This is a genomic window from Acinetobacter nematophilus (assembly GCF_026344175.1).
GTDB lineage: Bacteria > Pseudomonadota > Gammaproteobacteria > Pseudomonadales > Moraxellaceae > Acinetobacter > Acinetobacter nematophilus.
Genome location: NZ_JAPKMY010000001.1, coordinates 15653 through 32421, shown reverse-complemented (window position 1 = coordinate 32421; position 16769 = coordinate 15653). Strand labels below are relative to the sequence as shown.

Genomic DNA, 16769 nt, shown 5'->3' with positions numbered 1-16769 from the left:
AGCCACTATGGCAGATGCAGTATACTATGAAGGTCTAAAAATGTATGAATATATATGTATATTGGTCCCTATCAACTGTCAAATAATTTAATTGTTGCCCCTATGGCAGGGGTAACTGATCGTCCGTTTAGAACGCTATGCAAGTACTTTGGTGCAGGACATGCGGTCAGCGAAATGATGACATCTGATCAGACGTTAAGAATGACCAAAAAAAGTTTATATCGTGCCAATTTTGATGGTGAACTCGCGCCCATTTCAGCGCAAATTGCAGGTTCTGAACCAGAGCAATTGGCTGAGGCTGCACGTTACCAAGTTTCAAATGGCGCTCAAATTGTCGACATCAATATGGGCTGCCCAGCGAAAAAAGTCTGCAATAAATTAGCAGGCTCAGCATTGCTGCAAGATGAAGATTTAGTTGCCCGAATTTTAGATGCAGTGGTCAATGCTGTGGATGTTCCTGTGACCTTAAAGACCCGTTTGGGCTATTTAAATGGTCAGGAAAATATTCTGCGAGTGGCAAAGCGTGCTGAAGAAGCAGGAATAGCAGCTTTGGCTTTACATGGTCGTACCCGTGAAGATATGTATTTAAACACGGCACGGTATAGCTTGATCAAAGAAGTCAAGCAGTCGATTTCGATACCAGTGATTGCCAATGGTGATATAGATAGTCCTGAAAAAGCCAAATATGTGTTGGATTATACAGGTGCGGATGCCGTGATGATTGGTCGTGCGGCACAGGGACGCCCTTGGATTTTTCGCGAAATTGCCCATTATTTAAAAACCGGTGAGCATTTAGCTGCGCCCAATATCCAAGAAGTGAAAGATGTTTTACTTGGTCATTTGTCTGAGCTTTATCAGTTTTATGGGGAGTACTCCGGTTGCCGTATCGCGCGAAAACATATTGCTTGGTACACCAAAGGCTTACATTCAAGCAATGAGTTTCGTCAGCATATGTATAAGGTTGAAAGTACGGTTGAGCAAGCGAACGTTGTAGAACAGTATTTTGATCATTTATTGGATCAAGGAAGCTTGATGAGTGATGTACAGGTTGAGTCCTTTAATTTATTGGATGTGTAAACATAAGTTGGTGGAATGAAAGCCTTAATTTAACACCAAGGCATTCCAAACAAAATTTACTTTTTCAGAGTAAATCAAGTGGCTGCGGACAATATAAACATCTTGAAAGAAGCTATAACCCTCTAGAACTTTTAATTTATTGTCATTGATTTCTTCTTCAATCAATAATCTTGGCAGCCATGCTACACCCAAACCTTGTAAGGCCAAGGCTTTTAAGTCACTGGCATTGTCTGTTTCATACAAGGTACGGTAATTTAATTTACCCTCTATTACTTTATCAACGCATTTACCCAAATAAGCTTTTTTACTGTAGGCCAAGAGAGGGAAGTTCTGAGCAAAAGAATATTTGGGTTGTTGATTGAGCGTCGCTGTGACAGGTAACACTTCCATTTTGACGATTTTATGATACTTGAAAATACTCGGGTCTAGTTGTTGTAAAGTAATTTGATCACAGTAGCAAATTAAAAAATCACAAGAGCCCTCTTTGAGTAAATAAAGTCCTTGTTGCAAATTGGAAGCGATAATTTCTAATTTTAAATCATCATAATTGCTATACAGTTTTTGAATAAATTTGGGGAAAAATTGAGTAATCAGAGAGTGGGATACCGCAAACTTAATCGACAATTCATTGTCTTTAATATTTTTTTCTAAATAGTTGATGGTGGTGTTCATTTGGTTTTTGATGTTTTTAGATGTTGAAAGCAAGACTTGCCCGGCATCCGTGAAATCAATACTTTTGCTGTATCGTTTTAAAATCTGAAAGCCAAGCGATTCTTCAATATTCTGTATTCTGCGTGTAAAGGCGGATTGGGTAACGTGGCGTAGCGCAGCAGCTTTAGATATGGATTTTTCTTGGTCTAAAGCCAAAAGATCTTCTATCCATCGAATTTCTAAGGTCATATTGATTAGCCGTTCTACATTACACACTTACCATTATAGCAAGTGATATGCAAAAAATGCATACATAAATATTTTTTTACATTAGCCAATTTTCAATGCATTTCCTAAGATAAATTTATTCTTTTATTGAGCTGTATTGCACATGAACATTGAAATTAAAACACGAGTTGAAAAGGATTTACTAGGACTTAAAGAAGTGCCGTTTCATTGCTATTATGGCGTACAAACCCTGAGAGCACTGGAGAACTTTAACTTAAGTTCAACTAAATTAAGTCACTTTCCTGTTTTTATTAAAGCACTTGCAATGGTTAAGGCAGCTTGTGCAGATGCCAATTTCAAACTCAATAAGCTCGAAGAAAATAAGTATAATGCAATTCAGCATGCTTGCCAGCAACTGAACAATGATTTGTATCATGAACAATTTCCAATCGACATGATTCAAGGCGGTGCGGGCACATCGACCAATATGAATATCAATGAAGTTGTGGCGAATATTGGATTAGAGTATTTAGGGCATGCAAAAGGGGAATACATATATTTGCATCCAAATAATGATGTGAATATGTCGCAGTCAACCAATGATGTTTACCCAAGCGCAATCAAAATTGGTTTATTGTTTGCCTTAGACCAACTGAATCAGCCATTCCAAAGCTTAATCAAAAGCTTTGAAAGCAAATCAAATGAGTTTTCCCATATTTTAAAAATGGGTCGTACTCAGCTACAAGATGCTGTACCAATGACATTGGGGCAAGAATTTGCAGCATTTGCGCATACTTTGCAAAACGATTTGAAAAAAATCAATCAAATTATGCCAGATGCTTTAAGTGTAGTGAATCTTGGCGGAACTGCAATTGGGACAGGGATTAATACCGAAGTTGAGTATCGTATTCTTGCGATTCAAGCTTTATCTAAAATTACCAATAAAACCATCTCAAGTGCGCCTGATTTAATTGAAGCAACTTCGGACATGGGCGATTTTGTTCTGTTATCGAGCTTATTAAAGCGAACTGCAACTAAACTTTCAAAGATCTCTAATGATTTACGTTTGTTGTCGAGTGGTCCGCGTGCAGGTTTAAATGAAATTCATTTAGAACCACGTCAACCAGGCAGCTCAATTATGCCGGGTAAAGTGAATCCCGTAATTCCAGAGGCAATGAATCTTGCTTGTTATCAAATTATGGCGAATGATTTGGCAATTACTTTAGCTGCTGAAGCAGGTCAATTGCAGCTTAATGCTATGGAACCGTTAATTGCCTTCAAATTGTTTGAATCTATTGATTTGCTGGGCAGAGCAATGCGTATGTTTGAACAGAAATGTATCCAAAATATCCGTGCCAATGCAGAACATTGCCAAGCTTTGGTAGACAACTCGATTGGCATTATTACAGTGTTGAATCCTTACTTGGGTTATGAAACGACAACGCGTATTGCTAAACAAGCCAATGAAACAGGAGCGAGTATTTTAGAGTTGATTCGAGCAGAACAATTGCTTTCTGATGAGGTTTTAGCTTCTGTGCTTGCTGTGCAAAATATGGTTCATCCAAAGCAGAAAGATGCAGCTTAATTGCCTTGTAAATCTAGTTGATTCTCAGGGAAATACTTTCCGTTTCTTTTTTGATTAAAATAACACAGCCTCCAAATGGAGGCTGTGTTATTTATATGGGTATAGATTATTTTTAAAGTTTAATGATTTAAGATTATTTTATTCGAGGTTCAACAGCAATTAAATCTCAAAATTAACACAAATCACTCATTCTGCTAAGCCATTCGCAAATGTTCTTTTAGCCGATCATTTCAAGGGGGGATCCGCTCTTTTCGAAAGTAATTTTTCAGCATATTTATACTCTCCTGAGCATCAAAATTGTGGCATTTTGATGAGTACAAAGTGTTGGGTTGGTATGAATGTTGTTGCAATCAATCTTCCCAAAAATCACATTGAATAAGGATGATTAAAGATATTTTTGATTGGATTTGCGAGCCCAATTGCTACGCCTGAACAACCATAAAAAATGAAGGTTTGCCCTATGGCATTCTTTGAAAAGAAAAAAGGGAAGACAAACCTGTGATGTTGAACAGCGAGCTGCACAATATGGGGTATAGGATTGATCAACCGTAATACTGTCAGGTCATAACCTGCACGTATTGGGTGATATGCTGACACGACAAATCACATGTGTATTTTTGAATCAGTTAAAAAGGAAAATGATCTAAACTGATGGAAAATGATTGAACGATGGGTAAAAAATGATTAATCATATGCAAAAAAATGTATATTGATTTTGCTGCTTTTTGATTAAAAATATGGATTTTATCAAGTCGATCCAATTGATACTCTTGCAAAGGTCGTTGAAAAAATGGGTAAAAATGATTTAAAACGATTTGCTCAATATAATGTTTGGGCAACCCAACGTCTTTGTAAGTGTTTAAAAACTGTTTCTGATGCAGATTTTAATCAAGAGGTCGGACTTTACTTTAAAAGTATTGCAGGAACTCTCAACCATTTACTTTTAGGGGAACATTATCTCTGGTATTCACGTTTTAAAGAGCATTACTCTCCAACTATGCCATTAAACACCGTCATTCATCAGGATAAAACTCAGCTTTTAAATGAATTAAACTCTAAAAGCCTAAATTGGTTGAGCTTTATTGATGATTTAGATGAAACACTTTTAACGGGAAATTTAAACTATTGCAGGGCCAATGGGGATGCGCAAAGCTTGCCTTATACAGATACGCTGATTCACGTTTTTAATCATGGTACACATCATCGAGGGCAAGTGAGTGCTGCTATGACGATATTGGGTTATCAATGCCCTGAGCTTGATTGGGTCTATATGTTGGTTGAAGAAAATTTACAAGATTGACCAGAATAAGCTTCAGAAGTGACACATCGTCACTTCTGTAACTGCTTTTAAATTAAGCGTGATTCATTTCTACAACCAATTGATTGAGTAGGTCCTGTGCTTCAAGTTCTCGGATTTGTGCCACATTACTACCCGCCCAAAATGCACCAAAGCCAACATCGCCATTCTGTACTGCCAATGCATTGAGTTGTTTTGCCAAATCATAAGCATAAGGATAGGCTGCTACATTTGGACGATCAGGCTGGTCGATGCGAGTTTGCCAATGATTGATGATGCCGCGAGCGGGACGACCAGAGATACTGGAGGTAATTTGAGTTAAAGGATGATCAAATAACGCTTTGCGGTAAGCAGTATTGGCATTTGATGACTTGCATTGTACAAAAGCTGTTCCCATTTGTACTGCATCTGCACCGAGACTGAGCATGGCTTTTGCCTGCTGACCATTCATAATTCCCCCCGCTGCAACCACAGGGATTGAACAGTGTTTTTTGATGAGTTGAACAAGGTCGGAGGTTTTAATTGCACCATCGATTTGTGCATTAAAAATACCGCGATGTCCACCTGCTTCAATTCCCTGAGCAATGATAATATCAATCCCTGCTGCTTCGATCACAAGGGCTTCAGTCAGATTGGTTGCTGAAACAAGCGTTAGAATACCAGCATCTTTTAGTTTTTGGATTTGATATTCATGTGGAATACCAAAGTGAAAACTCACGGCTTTTGGCTGTGTCTCCAAGCATAGATCTAAAAAATCATCGTTGTCTTTAAAGCTTGGATAAATACACTTTAATTCAGTGGGTGGAACAGCACCAAATTTTTCAAATTCAGCCGCTAAGTGTTCTATCCAGAGCATATTGGACTGTATGTCTATGCTCGATGATTCGTGACAGAAGAAGTTCAACTGAAAAGGGTGAGGGGTTAGATTTTGGGTTTCCCTGATGAGTTTGTGGGCAGTTTGAACATCATTTGCACCAAGTCCCAACGATCCCAGTGCACCTTGATTGGATACTTCTGCTGCTAATTGTGGTGTTGAAACCCCTGCCATAGGGGCAAGCAATATTGGAAGTTTTATTCCTAACTGTTCTAATAAAGACATTTCCTAGCTCCTCAATTTTCATTTACTTTGCCGAAGCTTAGGGCAATAAGCAAATTATGTTCAGTATTTATTTTAAAAATATAATTTAAATACATGTTTATGTGGAACTGAGGCGAAACATGTTGATATTAAATTGGAGTGACATGGAAAAGAGAACCAATCCAACTGGAGAAAGCCATCGCGATAATGCCCCAAATGGCAACTCGAAGGCTGCCTTTAAGCATAGAAGTTCCGGCAAAATAACTGGATAAAGCACCTAAAATGACCAAAGATAAAATCCCGACCACCAAAACCACTTTTTCTAAATAAATTTCAGGACTGAATAAAATTGATAATGTGGGGAATAACGCCCCGATCGAGAAAGATAACGCAGAAGAACCAGCAGCTTGGATCGGTTTCGCAGCAGTTATGTCATTGATTCCAATTTCATCACGGGCATGGGCTTCCAATGCATCTTTTTCAGTCAGTTGAATAGCAACCTGATGAGCGAGTTCTGGATCTAGTCCACGCTGTATGTAAATATGTGTCAGTTCTTTAAGTTCTAAATGCGGATTTTTTTCTAATTCGCGTGCCTCAACTTTTAAATCCGCCTCTTCAATATCCGATTGTGATTTGACAGAAATATATTCACCTGCAGCCATTGAAGTTGCACCTGAAATTAAGCCAGCAATACAGGTAATAAGTAGCGTGTGACTCGATGCTCCACTTGCTGCCATCCCCATCACTAAACTGGTCACTGAAATAATACCGTCATTGGCACCCAAAACAGCTGCTCTTAACCAGCCTGTACGTTGTATAAAATGTTGTTCTGGGTGATGTGAATGAGACATAAAGCTGACTCCATATTCAGGAAAGTTAAATCACTTATAATTTAAGTATATGACAAATATAAAAAAGCTCCTATGTTAGGAGCTTTTATTTCAATTCAAATTATTGTTGAGCTTTTTCTTTCACATCGGCTGCACCTTTTTCAACTGCACCCGCTGCAGTTGCGGTTGCATTTTTAGCCGCATCTACAGTTGCATCAGCGGCATGGGCGGTCGCGTCAGCAGCATGGTCTACAGCCGTAGCAGTAGCATTGGCAGCATGATCAGCTGCTTGAGCTGTTGCACTAGCCGCATCTTTAGTGACATTTTCTACATCATGTTTAGCTTGATCAACAGCATTTTCAACATGTTCACCTGTAGTTGCTCCTGTTTCAGGTGCTTTATCTTTATTACAGCCTACGAGTGCAATCGTAGCAGTCAGACCCAAAGCGAGTAAAATTTTATTCATCTTGTATACCTTTTTTAAATTAATATTTGGCATCCAGCAGCTGGATGAAATAAATATAAACACAAAAAAAAATCAAATCAAAAAATAAAATGTAACGTTTTTATAAGTGTTATGCTTTAAATTAACAACAGACATGCTTCAAGCGATAATATTTTCACAATACCTTAATATATTATTCATAAAATAGTATATGCATTGTGTTTTTTTAATTCAAAAATTATATCCAATGATAAAATATGACAGTGCAACAAGATAGTGGAGATATAAAGTAAAATTCAGCACGCAAAATGTGTGTTTTGTGATGATGCACCATAGATGGGCAATAATGACATTATTGAGATAAATCTGACATTTATACGTTTAGAATATTATTTAAACAGTTCTCAAAATAAAACTGAGTTAAAGTAAAAAAATATATTTACAAGCCAATAAAAAAAGATAGAATTAAAACCAAAGTGTGAAATATATCAAATAATTCACTCGCCCCCAAAAGCCCCAAAATGGTGCTTTAAACGTGGGTAAAATGGAAATTTATGGGGTTTTCTTAAATATGCTGGATTTAAACAAATCTCGAAAAGTACCAGATGATTTTGTGGAATATGCTGAAAGACAAATTAGACACTTACTGAATGCTGTAAGTGGTGTTGAGTTTGTAATGCTCTGTACTTCAGATGGTTTCGAAATTGCACTGGTCAACAAGAAAAACATTAATAATTCAGGAAAAATTGCTGCTGTCAGTAGCTCAATTTTAGCGATGGTTACAGCTTTTGTATCAGAGATTAATCTTGTGGGATGCCAAACAATTACTTTAGATGCTGAGAATGGAAAGGCTTTGCTCACAGCTATTCCGCATCCGAAGCATCCTTTGGTTTTGGTTGCTATGACCAACAAAGATATCTTGTTAGGGCAAATGTTATATGAGGTAAAATCGACAACAGAATTGCTGATGAAAAATATCTAACGTTGATTTATGAAAATTGTTAAGCGACTTATATTTTTTATATAAAACGAGATGTTTATCAATAATCGAAATAATCTATTGATAATTGTTGAAAGTTGTAGCAAGTTTTAAATGATTAAAAGTTTAATTTATTTTTAAATTACGCTTGAATAATTAATATTTTTTATGCTATTAAAATAAGCGTAGGAAATAATTAATTAAAATTGATTATCGAATAAAATTAAAATAGGTATTCAAGAAGAATACTAATTTTATCCATGTTAGCTAGAGGTAATAATCTTTAGTTAAATAGTAAAGTGTTTTAGTAAAGCAAAATAAAAATTGAATTACTAAAGCAAACAACAATGTCAAATAGAAACGGGGATGCTCATGGCTCGTATCACACTAGATCAATTAACAGATATCGATGGTTTCGTTTGTGCTGCTTTAGTAGACAGCGAAAGCGGTCTTTCATTAGCGACAGCAGGTGCAGGCTTGGACTTGGAGTTGGCAGCAGCAGGTAATACTGAAGTTGTTCGCGCTAAGCGTAAAGTTGCAAAAGCTTTAAAACTTGATGATGTAATTGAAGATATTTTGATTACTTTAGGTAAGCAATATCATTTGATCCGTCCATTAGATTCAAATGAAAATTTATTCCTTTATCTTGTTTTAGACCGCTCTAAATCAAACTTGGCTATGGCTCGCCACGAGTTGAAAGCATTTGAAAAAGGTTTGGATTTTTCTTAATTCATTATTGAAAAGTATATAAAAAACTCGTCTTAGGACGAGTTTTTTATATTTAGATCATGTATAACATAATAATCGTATTGGCAGTTTTATGATTATGTTGAAAGTCGGAATTTATAGACATTATAAAGGTCATTTGTATCAAGTGCTGCATGTTGCAAATCATAGTGAAACCCGGGAAAAATTGGTGGTCTATCAATGTTTATATGGTGATTATTCAATTTGGGTTCGTCCATATGAAATGTTTATCGAACAGGTTAGTTTGGAAGATGGTCGATCGATAGCAAGATTTGAGTTTTTACATACCGTTTAATTTAGCCAATGAGTTGATTGACGGAGTATAGTTAAAAGTGATTTGTATGCTAAAGAATTTATACTGTAAAGCTGATCGACTGTCATTGGAATGACGTAAATAATTGAAATAATAACAATGATAGTAAAGAGGACGTGCTGAATATGAGTTTAAGTCACCCATTTTTGCAACGATTGAATGAGCTATACCAGTCTTTTATCCGGTTTGATGCGACACAATGTGATCGGATCAAACGATATCGTAACATTGAGCCAGAATCTGCACTATTTCTGGCTATGCAAGTCAGAATTCAACAGGCTAAAACGATTCTTGAAATTGGTACTTCAACAGGATATTCAACTTTGTGGCTGGCTGATGCAGCACAAGTGACAGGTGCAAGGGTCACAACGCTTGAGATTGATGAGCAGCGAACACTGCAAGCAAAACATTATGCCAAAGAGTTTGAACTAGATCATGTTATTGACTTCTGGGTCGGCGATGCAAAAAATTATTTAGAAAAATGTCATGAAAAATATGATTTTATATTACTCGATGCTGAGCGTGATGCCTACTTGAACTATTGGGTGTATCTGCAAAATATGATAGAAGAACATGGAGGCGTATTGGTTGTAGATAATGTGATTTCACATGCGGCTGAGGTTAAATGTTTTATTGATGAAGTAAAGCGAGATCCACGATTTATGACAACCACACTATCAGTAGGCGCTGGGCTTTTTATTGTGACATTTAAAAATTAGTAACTGGTGTTGTATCAGGGAGACTTCTCCCTGACTTTGTGCTGAAACAGATGGTTTTACAAATTATAAAATTGAAAGTCGTTTAAAATGTACGTCATATTCTAAATACTTATGCACAAAAGCCGTTTTATCACTACATCGCAGTAAATTGTCATAAATAAATTCTGGTACAGGATGGTATAGTTCACCAGAACCATTGTTATAAAAAATTTTTAAATACCGTGAAGAAGCATTGTACTTCCAAGAAGTCACGGTAATCATTGATCCCATAAGCAACCCCTTAAACTTCTGATTGTTCTACAGAAAAAATATTCTGTATGATTTGAAATTAGTCTATTCATCTTTAGAAAAGTATTGTGGTTTTGTAAAAAAGCTGAGGTTTTTTCTGATAAGCTTATGCCTAAGCTGAAAATTTAAAAAAAGATCAAATACCATGAATAGAATACTTGAAAAATGTTTGTTTCTATCTCGGAAACAAAGGGGATGTAATGATACTTGCGATTGATGTTGCATACAGTGGAACGAGTGCGCAAGTTGCTGGAGGAGTATTTGATGCCTGGGATGCGGCTGATTTATTCAAGCGATACAGGATTTCTTTAGATCACATCATGGACTATGAATCTGGGCAGTTCTATAAACGTGAATTGCCTTGTATTGAGGCTTTATTGGCACATATTACAGAGCAGATTGATATGATTATTATCGATGGGTATGTTTATCTTGGGAATGAACAGAAAGCGGGTTTGGGGCAGTATTTGTATGAGGCATTAATCCATAAAGTTCCCGTGATTGGAGTGGCTAAAAATCAGTTTAAAGGTACGCCAAGTAATTGCGAAATTTTACGCGGGCAAAGCATCCAACCGCTTTATATTTCTGCGGTCGGTATTGAGCTTGAACTTGCCAAGCAATATGTGAAAAATATGCATGGAAAATATCGGATACCGAAGTTGTTGAAAGAGGTCGACCGCCTAAGCAGAATCTCACAACAATAATTGAATGATTTAATAATAAATCAATTCAGCTTTATTTGAAGAATTTTGACATAAAATGAGTTAGATTGTGATAAACAAACAGGATAAATGAAAATGAACCAGCCATCGGATGAATACAAAATTGCAATTAATTATATTGAATTCAATGTCAAAGATATTCAGCAATCCAAAACATTTTATCAATCCTTGGGTTGGACATTCACTGACTTTGGTCCGGCTTATTGTGAATTCGATTCTGGTGCGATTAAAGGTGGTTTCGCCCAAGCTGATCATGTTCACAGTGCAGGTGGTGCATTGATTGTTTTATATACCGAGCAACTCGAACATAGTTTACAGTGTGTAAAAGATGCAGGTGGAACGATTGTACAAGAAATTTTTAGCTTTCCAGGTGGACGCCGCTTTCATTTTAAGGATTTGGATGATTATGAGCTTGCCATTTGGTCGCATTAAAAAACCACGCTTTAGCGTGGTTTTTTAGTCTAATCTAATTGAATATTAGATTTTACCAACTAAGTCGATAGAAGGAGCAAGTGTTGCATCGCCTTCTTTCCATTTAGCAGGGCAAACTTCACCAGGGTGACCGTGAACATATTGAGCTGCTTTAACTTTACGAAGAAGTTCAGAAGCATCACGACCAATACCACCAGCATTGATTTCGATGATTTGGATTTTACCTTCAGGATCGATCACGAAAGTACCACGGTCAGCAAGACCAGCAGATTCGATTAAAACTTCAAAGTTTTTAGCAAGTACCCAAGTTGGATCGCCAACCATTACGTATTCGATTTTTTTGATTTCTTCAGAAGAATCGTGCCAAGCTTTGTGCGTGAAGTGAGTGTCTGTAGAAACTGAATAGATTTCAACGCCTAATTTTTTGAATTCAGCATAGTTATCAGCAAGATCACCTAGCTCAGTTGGACAAACGAAAGTGAAATCGGCTGGATAGAAGAAAACTACAGACCATTTACCTTTAAGATCAGCTTCTGTAACTTCAATGAATTGACCGTTTTGGAACGCTTGTGCTTTAAAAGGTTTAACTTCAGTATTAATTAAGCTCATCATTATCTCCATGATTGAGGTGTTTATCTAATATGTAACTAGAATAATGAATTTTAGGTTATTGGTGAAATAGTATTTTTTTATGGCTAAGATCGGAAAATCAAATTAGCATGCTCCAGATACATTTCACCAAAGACAATTGTTCAGTCATTGTTCCATCAACTAAAGCAAATAAAGATGATGTTTGAATGACAAAACCATCCTTTTTAAATCTGTAACAAACATGATGCTTCTGTAGCTATATTTCAAGGGTGATTTTTTAAAAAAGATATAAAAAATATTTCAATGTATAGAAATTGTTCTGCTAAGATCGTTTGACGCTTAAATCCATCACATTTTAATGACGTATATTGATCAAATTCTGCGTGTTATTGCTGTATTGTGTTTGGCTGTCGCATCATTGTGTATGTTGATTATGGCAGGTTCTGAAAACAATCTATGTTTATATGAATATATTCGCCCACTTCAGGTGACTTATTTTAGCGAGTTGCACGGCACTTCTGCGGATGATCCTGAAATGATTCAGTTTTCTGGCATTGTCGGACTGTTTTTATGTTTACCTTTATTGCTGTCGTATCGACGTTTTTGGTATATTTTATTTTTAGCGGTCTATTTTTTAATATTCCTCATTGTTTTATCGATGCTTGAAACAGCACCATTTTCGAAAATTATTTACGACAGTATCGTGTTTTGCCATCAGCCATTGTGGATCATTGGGGTGATTACATGGTTACTTTTTTTGATTTTAAGCCTGATTTATGTCAGACCAATATGATTTCATTTTTCAAGAGACTATCTCTGCTGCGCATTACCGCGTAAAATATTCTGTTCAATTTTAAGTATTAGGATAAAGCATCTGTGCCAAATCAGTTAAATGTCGATCAATGGGTTATGGTTCGCGATCGCCATCGTTTAAGCCGACTGAAAAAAGGAAAAGATGCTGATCCAGAAAAATTTCAAGAACTTTTTGAGAAATCGAATCAGCAAGTTAAAAAGAGATTCGCCAGTCTACCGACGATTAAACTTAATCAAGATTTACCTGTTACTCAGTATGCAGATCAATTGATTGATGCGATTCAAAAACATCAGGTCATTATTGTGGCAGGGGAAACGGGTTCTGGTAAAACCACTCAGTTACCACAAATTGCGATGCTTGCAGGTCGTGGTTTAACAGGAATGATTGGACATACGCAACCTCGTCGTCTTGCAGCGCGAAGCGTCTCACAGCGGATCGCAGAAGAAGTTGGCGAGAAACTGGGTGAGTCCATTGGCTTTAAAGTCCGTTTTAATGAACAAGGTTCCAATGATTCAATTGTTCGTTTGATGACGGACGGTATTTTGTTGGCTGAACTGTCGAATGACCGTTATTTAAATAAATATGACACGATCATTATCGATGAAGCGCATGAGCGTTCATTGAATATTGATTTCATCATGGGCTATCTAAAACAGTTGGTGAAAAAGCGTCCTGATTTGAAAATCATCATCACCTCTGCAACTTTAGACGTCAACCGATTTAGTGATTACTTTAATGGGGCGCCTATTTTTGAAGTTGAAGGACGTAGCTTTCCCGTAGAATTGCGTTATCGTCCAATTTCAGAACTGACGATTGGTGGCAGTGATGACGATGATTTCGATGATTTTGAAGAAAACTTACCGCGTGCTGTTGTGCAAGCCGTGGAGGAATGTTTAAAAGATGCAGAAGCTAAAGGGCATCCTGAGCATGCAGATATTCTGATTTTTTCAAGTACTGAACAAGAGATTCGTGAACTACAGGAAACCTTGCAGAAGTTTGGTCCGAAACACACCCAGATTTTACCCTTGTATGCGCGACTGGCGCTAGCTGAACAGCAGAAAATCTTTAATCCTTCAGGCGGTGGGCGAAGAATTATTATTGCCACAAACGTGGCTGAAACTGCTTTGACGGTCCCCAATATCCGTTATGTGATTGACAGTGGATTTGCACGTATATCCCGCTATAACTATCGTTCTCGGGTACAACGCTTACCGATTGAGGCAATTTCACAAGCAGCTGCGAATCAGCGAAAAGGGCGTTGTGGTCGTATTGCACCGGGTGTGTGTATTCGCCTTTATAGTGAGGATGATTTTCAAAGTCGTCCTGAATTTACCGAGCCAGAAATTAAACGCACCAATTTAGCATCGGTTATTTTGCAGATGCAAAGTCTGGGCTTGGGTGCAGTTGAAGATTTTGATTTTATTGAGCCACCCGATCATCGTTTGATTAACGACGGTCGAAAGCTGTTGATTGAATTGGGGGCTATTCAGGAACAGCCGCAAGCCAGTAGTTCTACTCGCAGTGAGCTGACCAAAATTGGTCTGCAAATGGCAAAAATGCCAATTGATCCACGTTTGGCGAGAATGATTTTGGGCGGGGCTCACTTTGGTGTACTTCGTGAAGTGTTAATTATCGTTGCAGCTCTTGCTGTACAAGATCCTCGAGAGCGTCCTGCGGATAAACAGATGCAAGCCGATCAAAAGCATGCACTGTTTAAAGAAGCAGATTCAGATTTTTTATTTTATCTGAAATTATGGAATACCTTGAGTGAAAATCGGGAGACTTTAAGCGAGAACAAACGTCGTAATTTTGCCAAGCAGCATTTTCTCAGTTGGTTGCGTTTGCGTGAGTGGAAAAAAACCCATGAACAATTGCTTGATTTAGCGCAGGGCTTAAAGCTGTCTTTTAATGAGAAAAAAGCCAGTTATGAAAATTTGCACCGTGCACTGTTAACTGGGCTATTGTCTTTTATTGCCAATAAAACAGATGAACGCAATATTTTCATGGCAGTACGCCAGCAAAAAGCACGGATTTTTCCTGCATCGACATTGCATAAAACCAATACACCTTGGGTCATGGCATTTGAAATGGTGGAAACCTCTCAGGTTTATCTGCGCACTTTGGCAAAAATAGAACCCGAGTGGATCCTCTTGGCTGCACCAAATTTATTAAAACATCATTATTTTGAGCCGCATTGGGCGAAAAAACCTGGTGTCGTCAATGCCTATGATCAGATTTCATTATTTGGCTTAATTATAGAGCCGAAGCGGGCAACCAATTATGAAAAGGTCGATCAGCCTGCTGCACATGAAATTTTTTTAAGAGATGCATTAACGACAGGAAATTTAGGGATTACACCGCCATTTCTAAAACATAATTTATTGAAACTTGAAGAAGTTGAACGGGTTGAAGATAAATTAAGACGTCGTGATTTGGTGGTTGATGAAGAAACAATCTACCAGTTTTATGCAGCCAAGGTTCCTGCTGAAATTGCAAGTCGTCGCAGTTTTGAAGACTGGCGGGCGACAGTAGAACCTAAAAATCCTCGTTATCTGTTTGTAGATGATGATGATTTATGGATGACAGATCGGCCGACTACGCAGCAATTTCCTGATTATTTGCACAATGGGCAATTGCGATTGGCGGCCAGTTATCGTTTCGATCCAAGCCATGATGAAGATGGGGCGACAGTAAAAATTCCAGTACAGGCCTTAGCACAAGTCGATGAAAATATCTGGTCGTGGGGAATCCCTGGATGGCGTTTAGAATTGATAGAAGCCTTACTCAAAGCACTCCCTAAAGATAAACGTCGTAATTTAGTGCCGATTCCCGACACAGCGCAAAAGTTGATGAAAGCAGTAGATGCTCAACATTTACGTGGTCATATTTTTGATTTCTTGGCATTTCAATTACGAGGCGAACAGATTACGCGCAAAGATTTTTCTTTTGAGCGTATAGAACCTTATCTGATTCCTTTTGTTAAAGTTCTTGACGAAAAAGGACGTGTATTGGAACAGGGACGTGACCTTGCAGAACTTAAAGCACGTTGCCGTACAGAAACACATAGTCCCGTAAAACAATTGAAAGGTGAATTTACCGTCTTCCCTGAAAATTTTGTTTTTGAGGCCTCTCAAAAAGTTACGGGTGTTGTTGTTAAACAATATCAAGCATTGGTACCCACTAAAGACTTTGCACAATTAGACAGCAAAGATGAATCCGGGATTGTGATCCAGACTTTTAATGATCAAAATGAAGCCATTAAGCAGCATCGCGAAGGTGTGATTCGATTGATTCATATGCAGTTAGGTGACTTGATCCGTCAACTGAAAAAGCAAATTTCAAAACCATTGGCTTTGGCTTACTCACCATTGGGAGATAAAGCCCAACTGGAGCAAATGTTGGTTTATGCGACTTTGCAAATGGCGATTCAAGATTTGCCGATCAATGCTCAGGAGTTTGCTCAGTTAACTGCCGATGTCAAGAAAAGCTTCTTAACGCATGGTCAGGAGGCACTAAAACTGATCAGTGAAATCTATATTCAATGGCAAGAAATTCGTCAAAATTTACTCATGTTGGATCAAAATGTCTTTGGGAAAAATATGGATGACATTGAAGATCAACTGGATTTGATGAATCTTTCCAATTTTGTTTATTCAAAATCATTGGATGTTTGGCAAGAATATCCGCGTTATTTAAAAGCATTGTTATTGCGTTTAGATCGTTTGCCGAATAATCTAAATCGAGATGATGCTGCGATCAAAGAAGTTGATCCTTGGATGGATAAACTGTTTAAGTTTAAATCCGATGTGCGTGTAAAAGAAGTGTATTTCATGGTTGAGGAGCTACGGATCTCCTTATTCTCACAGCCGATGAAAACCAAAATGCCGATATCTTCGACTCGAATACAAAAGGTATGGGAAAAGCTAGGAATCGGTTAGAATAGAAATAATTTGAAATATTTGTGAATTGAGAA

Annotated in this window: 17 protein-coding genes; 11 read left to right on the top strand and 6 right to left on the bottom strand. The window is 37.5% G+C overall.

What is annotated here, in order from left to right; translation table 11 throughout:
* Positions 1 to 54: 54 nt before the first annotated feature.
* Entirely contained in the window at positions 55 to 1077 is a 1023-nt protein-coding gene (dusB, locus tag OSH00_RS00120; RefSeq protein ID WP_266128724.1) for a tRNA dihydrouridine synthase DusB, read from the top strand.
* Between the two features lie 24 nt (positions 1078 to 1101).
* Here the strand turns inward: dusB and OSH00_RS00115 are convergent, their stop codons facing one another.
* Complete coding sequence (locus OSH00_RS00115; RefSeq protein ID WP_266128723.1) at positions 1102 to 1977, bottom strand: LysR substrate-binding domain-containing protein; 876 nt, start codon at positions 1975 to 1977, stop codon at positions 1102 to 1104.
* 142 nt (positions 1978 to 2119) lie between these two features.
* Here OSH00_RS00115 and OSH00_RS00110 point away from each other — a divergent pair, with 142 nt between their 5' ends.
* Both OSH00_RS00110 and OSH00_RS00105 read left to right on the top strand, forming a co-directional pair.
* Entirely contained in the window at positions 2120 to 3541 is a 1422-nt protein-coding gene (locus OSH00_RS00110; protein ID WP_266128722.1) for an aspartate ammonia-lyase, read from the top strand.
* 790 nt (positions 3542 to 4331) lie between these two features.
* Positions 4332 to 4841 (top strand): DinB family protein, encoded by a 510-nt coding sequence (locus OSH00_RS00105; protein WP_266128721.1) that lies wholly within the window; start codon positions 4332 to 4334, stop codon positions 4839 to 4841.
* 52 nt (positions 4842 to 4893) lie between these two features.
* On the opposite strand, the gene OSH00_RS00100 is transcribed toward OSH00_RS00105, so the two are convergent.
* The 3 genes from OSH00_RS00100 to OSH00_RS00090 form a co-directional block, all read right to left on the bottom strand.
* The gene (locus tag OSH00_RS00100; RefSeq protein ID WP_266128720.1) at positions 4894 to 5937 is read right to left on the bottom strand and encodes an NAD(P)H-dependent flavin oxidoreductase; all 1044 of its coding nucleotides are present in this window, start codon (positions 5935 to 5937) and stop codon (positions 4894 to 4896) included.
* A gap of 128 nt (positions 5938 to 6065) precedes the next feature.
* Complete coding sequence (locus OSH00_RS00095) at positions 6066 to 6767, bottom strand: VIT1/CCC1 transporter family protein (RefSeq protein WP_266128719.1); 702 nt, start codon at positions 6765 to 6767, stop codon at positions 6066 to 6068.
* Positions 6768 to 6867: 100 nt separating this feature from the next.
* Positions 6868 to 7212, bottom strand: a complete 345-nt coding sequence (locus OSH00_RS00090) for a hypothetical protein (protein ID WP_266128718.1) — start codon at positions 7210 to 7212, stop codon at positions 6868 to 6870.
* A 550-nt stretch (positions 7213 to 7762) separates the two neighbouring features.
* Between OSH00_RS00090 and OSH00_RS00085 the strand changes: the two genes are divergently transcribed.
* The 4 genes from OSH00_RS00085 to OSH00_RS00070 all read left to right on the top strand — a co-directional run bounded on the left by OSH00_RS00085 (position 7763) and on the right by OSH00_RS00070 (position 9949).
* Entirely contained in the window at positions 7763 to 8173 is a 411-nt protein-coding gene (locus OSH00_RS00085; RefSeq protein WP_266129282.1) for a roadblock/LC7 domain-containing protein, read from the top strand.
* A 369-nt stretch (positions 8174 to 8542) separates the two neighbouring features.
* Positions 8543 to 8899 (top strand): hypothetical protein, encoded by a 357-nt coding sequence (locus tag OSH00_RS00080; protein ID WP_004721834.1) that lies wholly within the window; start codon positions 8543 to 8545, stop codon positions 8897 to 8899.
* Positions 8900 to 8996: 97 nt separating this feature from the next.
* Positions 8997 to 9212, top strand: a complete 216-nt coding sequence (locus OSH00_RS00075) for a DUF1653 domain-containing protein (RefSeq protein WP_266129281.1) — start codon at positions 8997 to 8999, stop codon at positions 9210 to 9212.
* Positions 9213 to 9355: 143 nt separating this feature from the next.
* Positions 9356 to 9949 (top strand): O-methyltransferase, encoded by a 594-nt coding sequence (locus OSH00_RS00070; RefSeq protein WP_266128717.1) that lies wholly within the window; start codon positions 9356 to 9358, stop codon positions 9947 to 9949.
* A gap of 63 nt (positions 9950 to 10012) precedes the next feature.
* Here the strand turns inward: OSH00_RS00070 and OSH00_RS00065 are convergent, their stop codons facing one another.
* Positions 10013 to 10219, bottom strand: coding sequence for a KTSC domain-containing protein (locus OSH00_RS00065; RefSeq protein ID WP_004831498.1), 207 nt, complete (start codon positions 10217 to 10219; stop codon positions 10013 to 10015).
* A 218-nt stretch (positions 10220 to 10437) separates the two neighbouring features.
* On the opposite strand from OSH00_RS00065, the gene OSH00_RS00060 reads away from it, so the two are divergent.
* Together OSH00_RS00060 and OSH00_RS00055 are read left to right on the top strand one after the other, a co-directional pair.
* Entirely contained in the window at positions 10438 to 10941 is a 504-nt protein-coding gene (locus tag OSH00_RS00060) for an endonuclease V (protein ID WP_266128716.1), read from the top strand.
* A 93-nt stretch (positions 10942 to 11034) separates the two neighbouring features.
* Complete coding sequence (locus tag OSH00_RS00055) at positions 11035 to 11391, top strand: VOC family protein (protein ID WP_266128715.1); 357 nt, start codon at positions 11035 to 11037, stop codon at positions 11389 to 11391.
* A 45-nt stretch (positions 11392 to 11436) separates the two neighbouring features.
* Here the strand turns inward: OSH00_RS00055 and ahpC are convergent, their stop codons facing one another.
* A complete protein-coding gene (gene ahpC / locus OSH00_RS00050) occupies positions 11437 to 12000 on the bottom strand; it encodes an alkyl hydroperoxide reductase subunit C (RefSeq protein ID WP_004721823.1) in 564 nt (187 codons plus the stop codon).
* Positions 12001 to 12340: 340 nt separating this feature from the next.
* Between ahpC and OSH00_RS00045 the strand changes: the two genes are divergently transcribed.
* On the top strand, positions 12341 to 12775 hold the full coding sequence (locus tag OSH00_RS00045) for a hypothetical protein (RefSeq protein WP_266128714.1): 435 nt from the start codon (positions 12341 to 12343) through the stop codon (positions 12773 to 12775).
* An 83-nt stretch (positions 12776 to 12858) separates the two neighbouring features.
* Positions 12859 to 16734 carry an ATP-dependent RNA helicase HrpA gene (hrpA, locus tag OSH00_RS00040; protein WP_266128713.1) on the top strand — a complete coding sequence of 1292 codons (3876 nt, stop codon included), beginning with the start codon at positions 12859 to 12861 and terminating at the stop codon, positions 16732 to 16734.
* Positions 16735 to 16769 lie beyond the last annotated feature (35 nt).

Coding starts and splice junctions, on each gene's coding strand:
- dusB (WP_266128724.1), top strand. CDS start 55: ATGTATATTGGTCCCTATCAACTGTCAAATAATTTAATTGTTGCCCCT.
- OSH00_RS00115 (WP_266128723.1), bottom strand. CDS start 1,977: ATGACCTTAGAAATTCGATGGATAGAAGATCTTTTGGCTTTAGACCAA.
- OSH00_RS00110 (WP_266128722.1), top strand. CDS start 2,120: ATGAACATTGAAATTAAAACACGAGTTGAAAAGGATTTACTAGGACTT.
- OSH00_RS00105 (WP_266128721.1), top strand. CDS start 4,332: ATGGGTAAAAATGATTTAAAACGATTTGCTCAATATAATGTTTGGGCA.
- OSH00_RS00100 (WP_266128720.1), bottom strand. CDS start 5,937: ATGTCTTTATTAGAACAGTTAGGAATAAAACTTCCAATATTGCTTGCC.
- OSH00_RS00095 (WP_266128719.1), bottom strand. CDS start 6,767: ATGTCTCATTCACATCACCCAGAACAACATTTTATACAACGTACAGGC.
- OSH00_RS00090 (WP_266128718.1), bottom strand. CDS start 7,212: ATGAATAAAATTTTACTCGCTTTGGGTCTGACTGCTACGATTGCACTC.
- OSH00_RS00085 (WP_266129282.1), top strand. CDS start 7,763: ATGCTGGATTTAAACAAATCTCGAAAAGTACCAGATGATTTTGTGGAA.
- OSH00_RS00080 (WP_004721834.1), top strand. CDS start 8,543: ATGGCTCGTATCACACTAGATCAATTAACAGATATCGATGGTTTCGTT.
- OSH00_RS00075 (WP_266129281.1), top strand. CDS start 8,997: ATGTTGAAAGTCGGAATTTATAGACATTATAAAGGTCATTTGTATCAA.
- OSH00_RS00070 (WP_266128717.1), top strand. CDS start 9,356: ATGAGTTTAAGTCACCCATTTTTGCAACGATTGAATGAGCTATACCAG.
- OSH00_RS00065 (WP_004831498.1), bottom strand. CDS start 10,219: ATGGGATCAATGATTACCGTGACTTCTTGGAAGTACAATGCTTCTTCA.
- OSH00_RS00060 (WP_266128716.1), top strand. CDS start 10,438: ATGATACTTGCGATTGATGTTGCATACAGTGGAACGAGTGCGCAAGTT.
- OSH00_RS00055 (WP_266128715.1), top strand. CDS start 11,035: ATGAACCAGCCATCGGATGAATACAAAATTGCAATTAATTATATTGAA.
- ahpC (WP_004721823.1), bottom strand. CDS start 12,000: ATGAGCTTAATTAATACTGAAGTTAAACCTTTTAAAGCACAAGCGTTC.
- OSH00_RS00045 (WP_266128714.1), top strand. CDS start 12,341: ATGACGTATATTGATCAAATTCTGCGTGTTATTGCTGTATTGTGTTTG.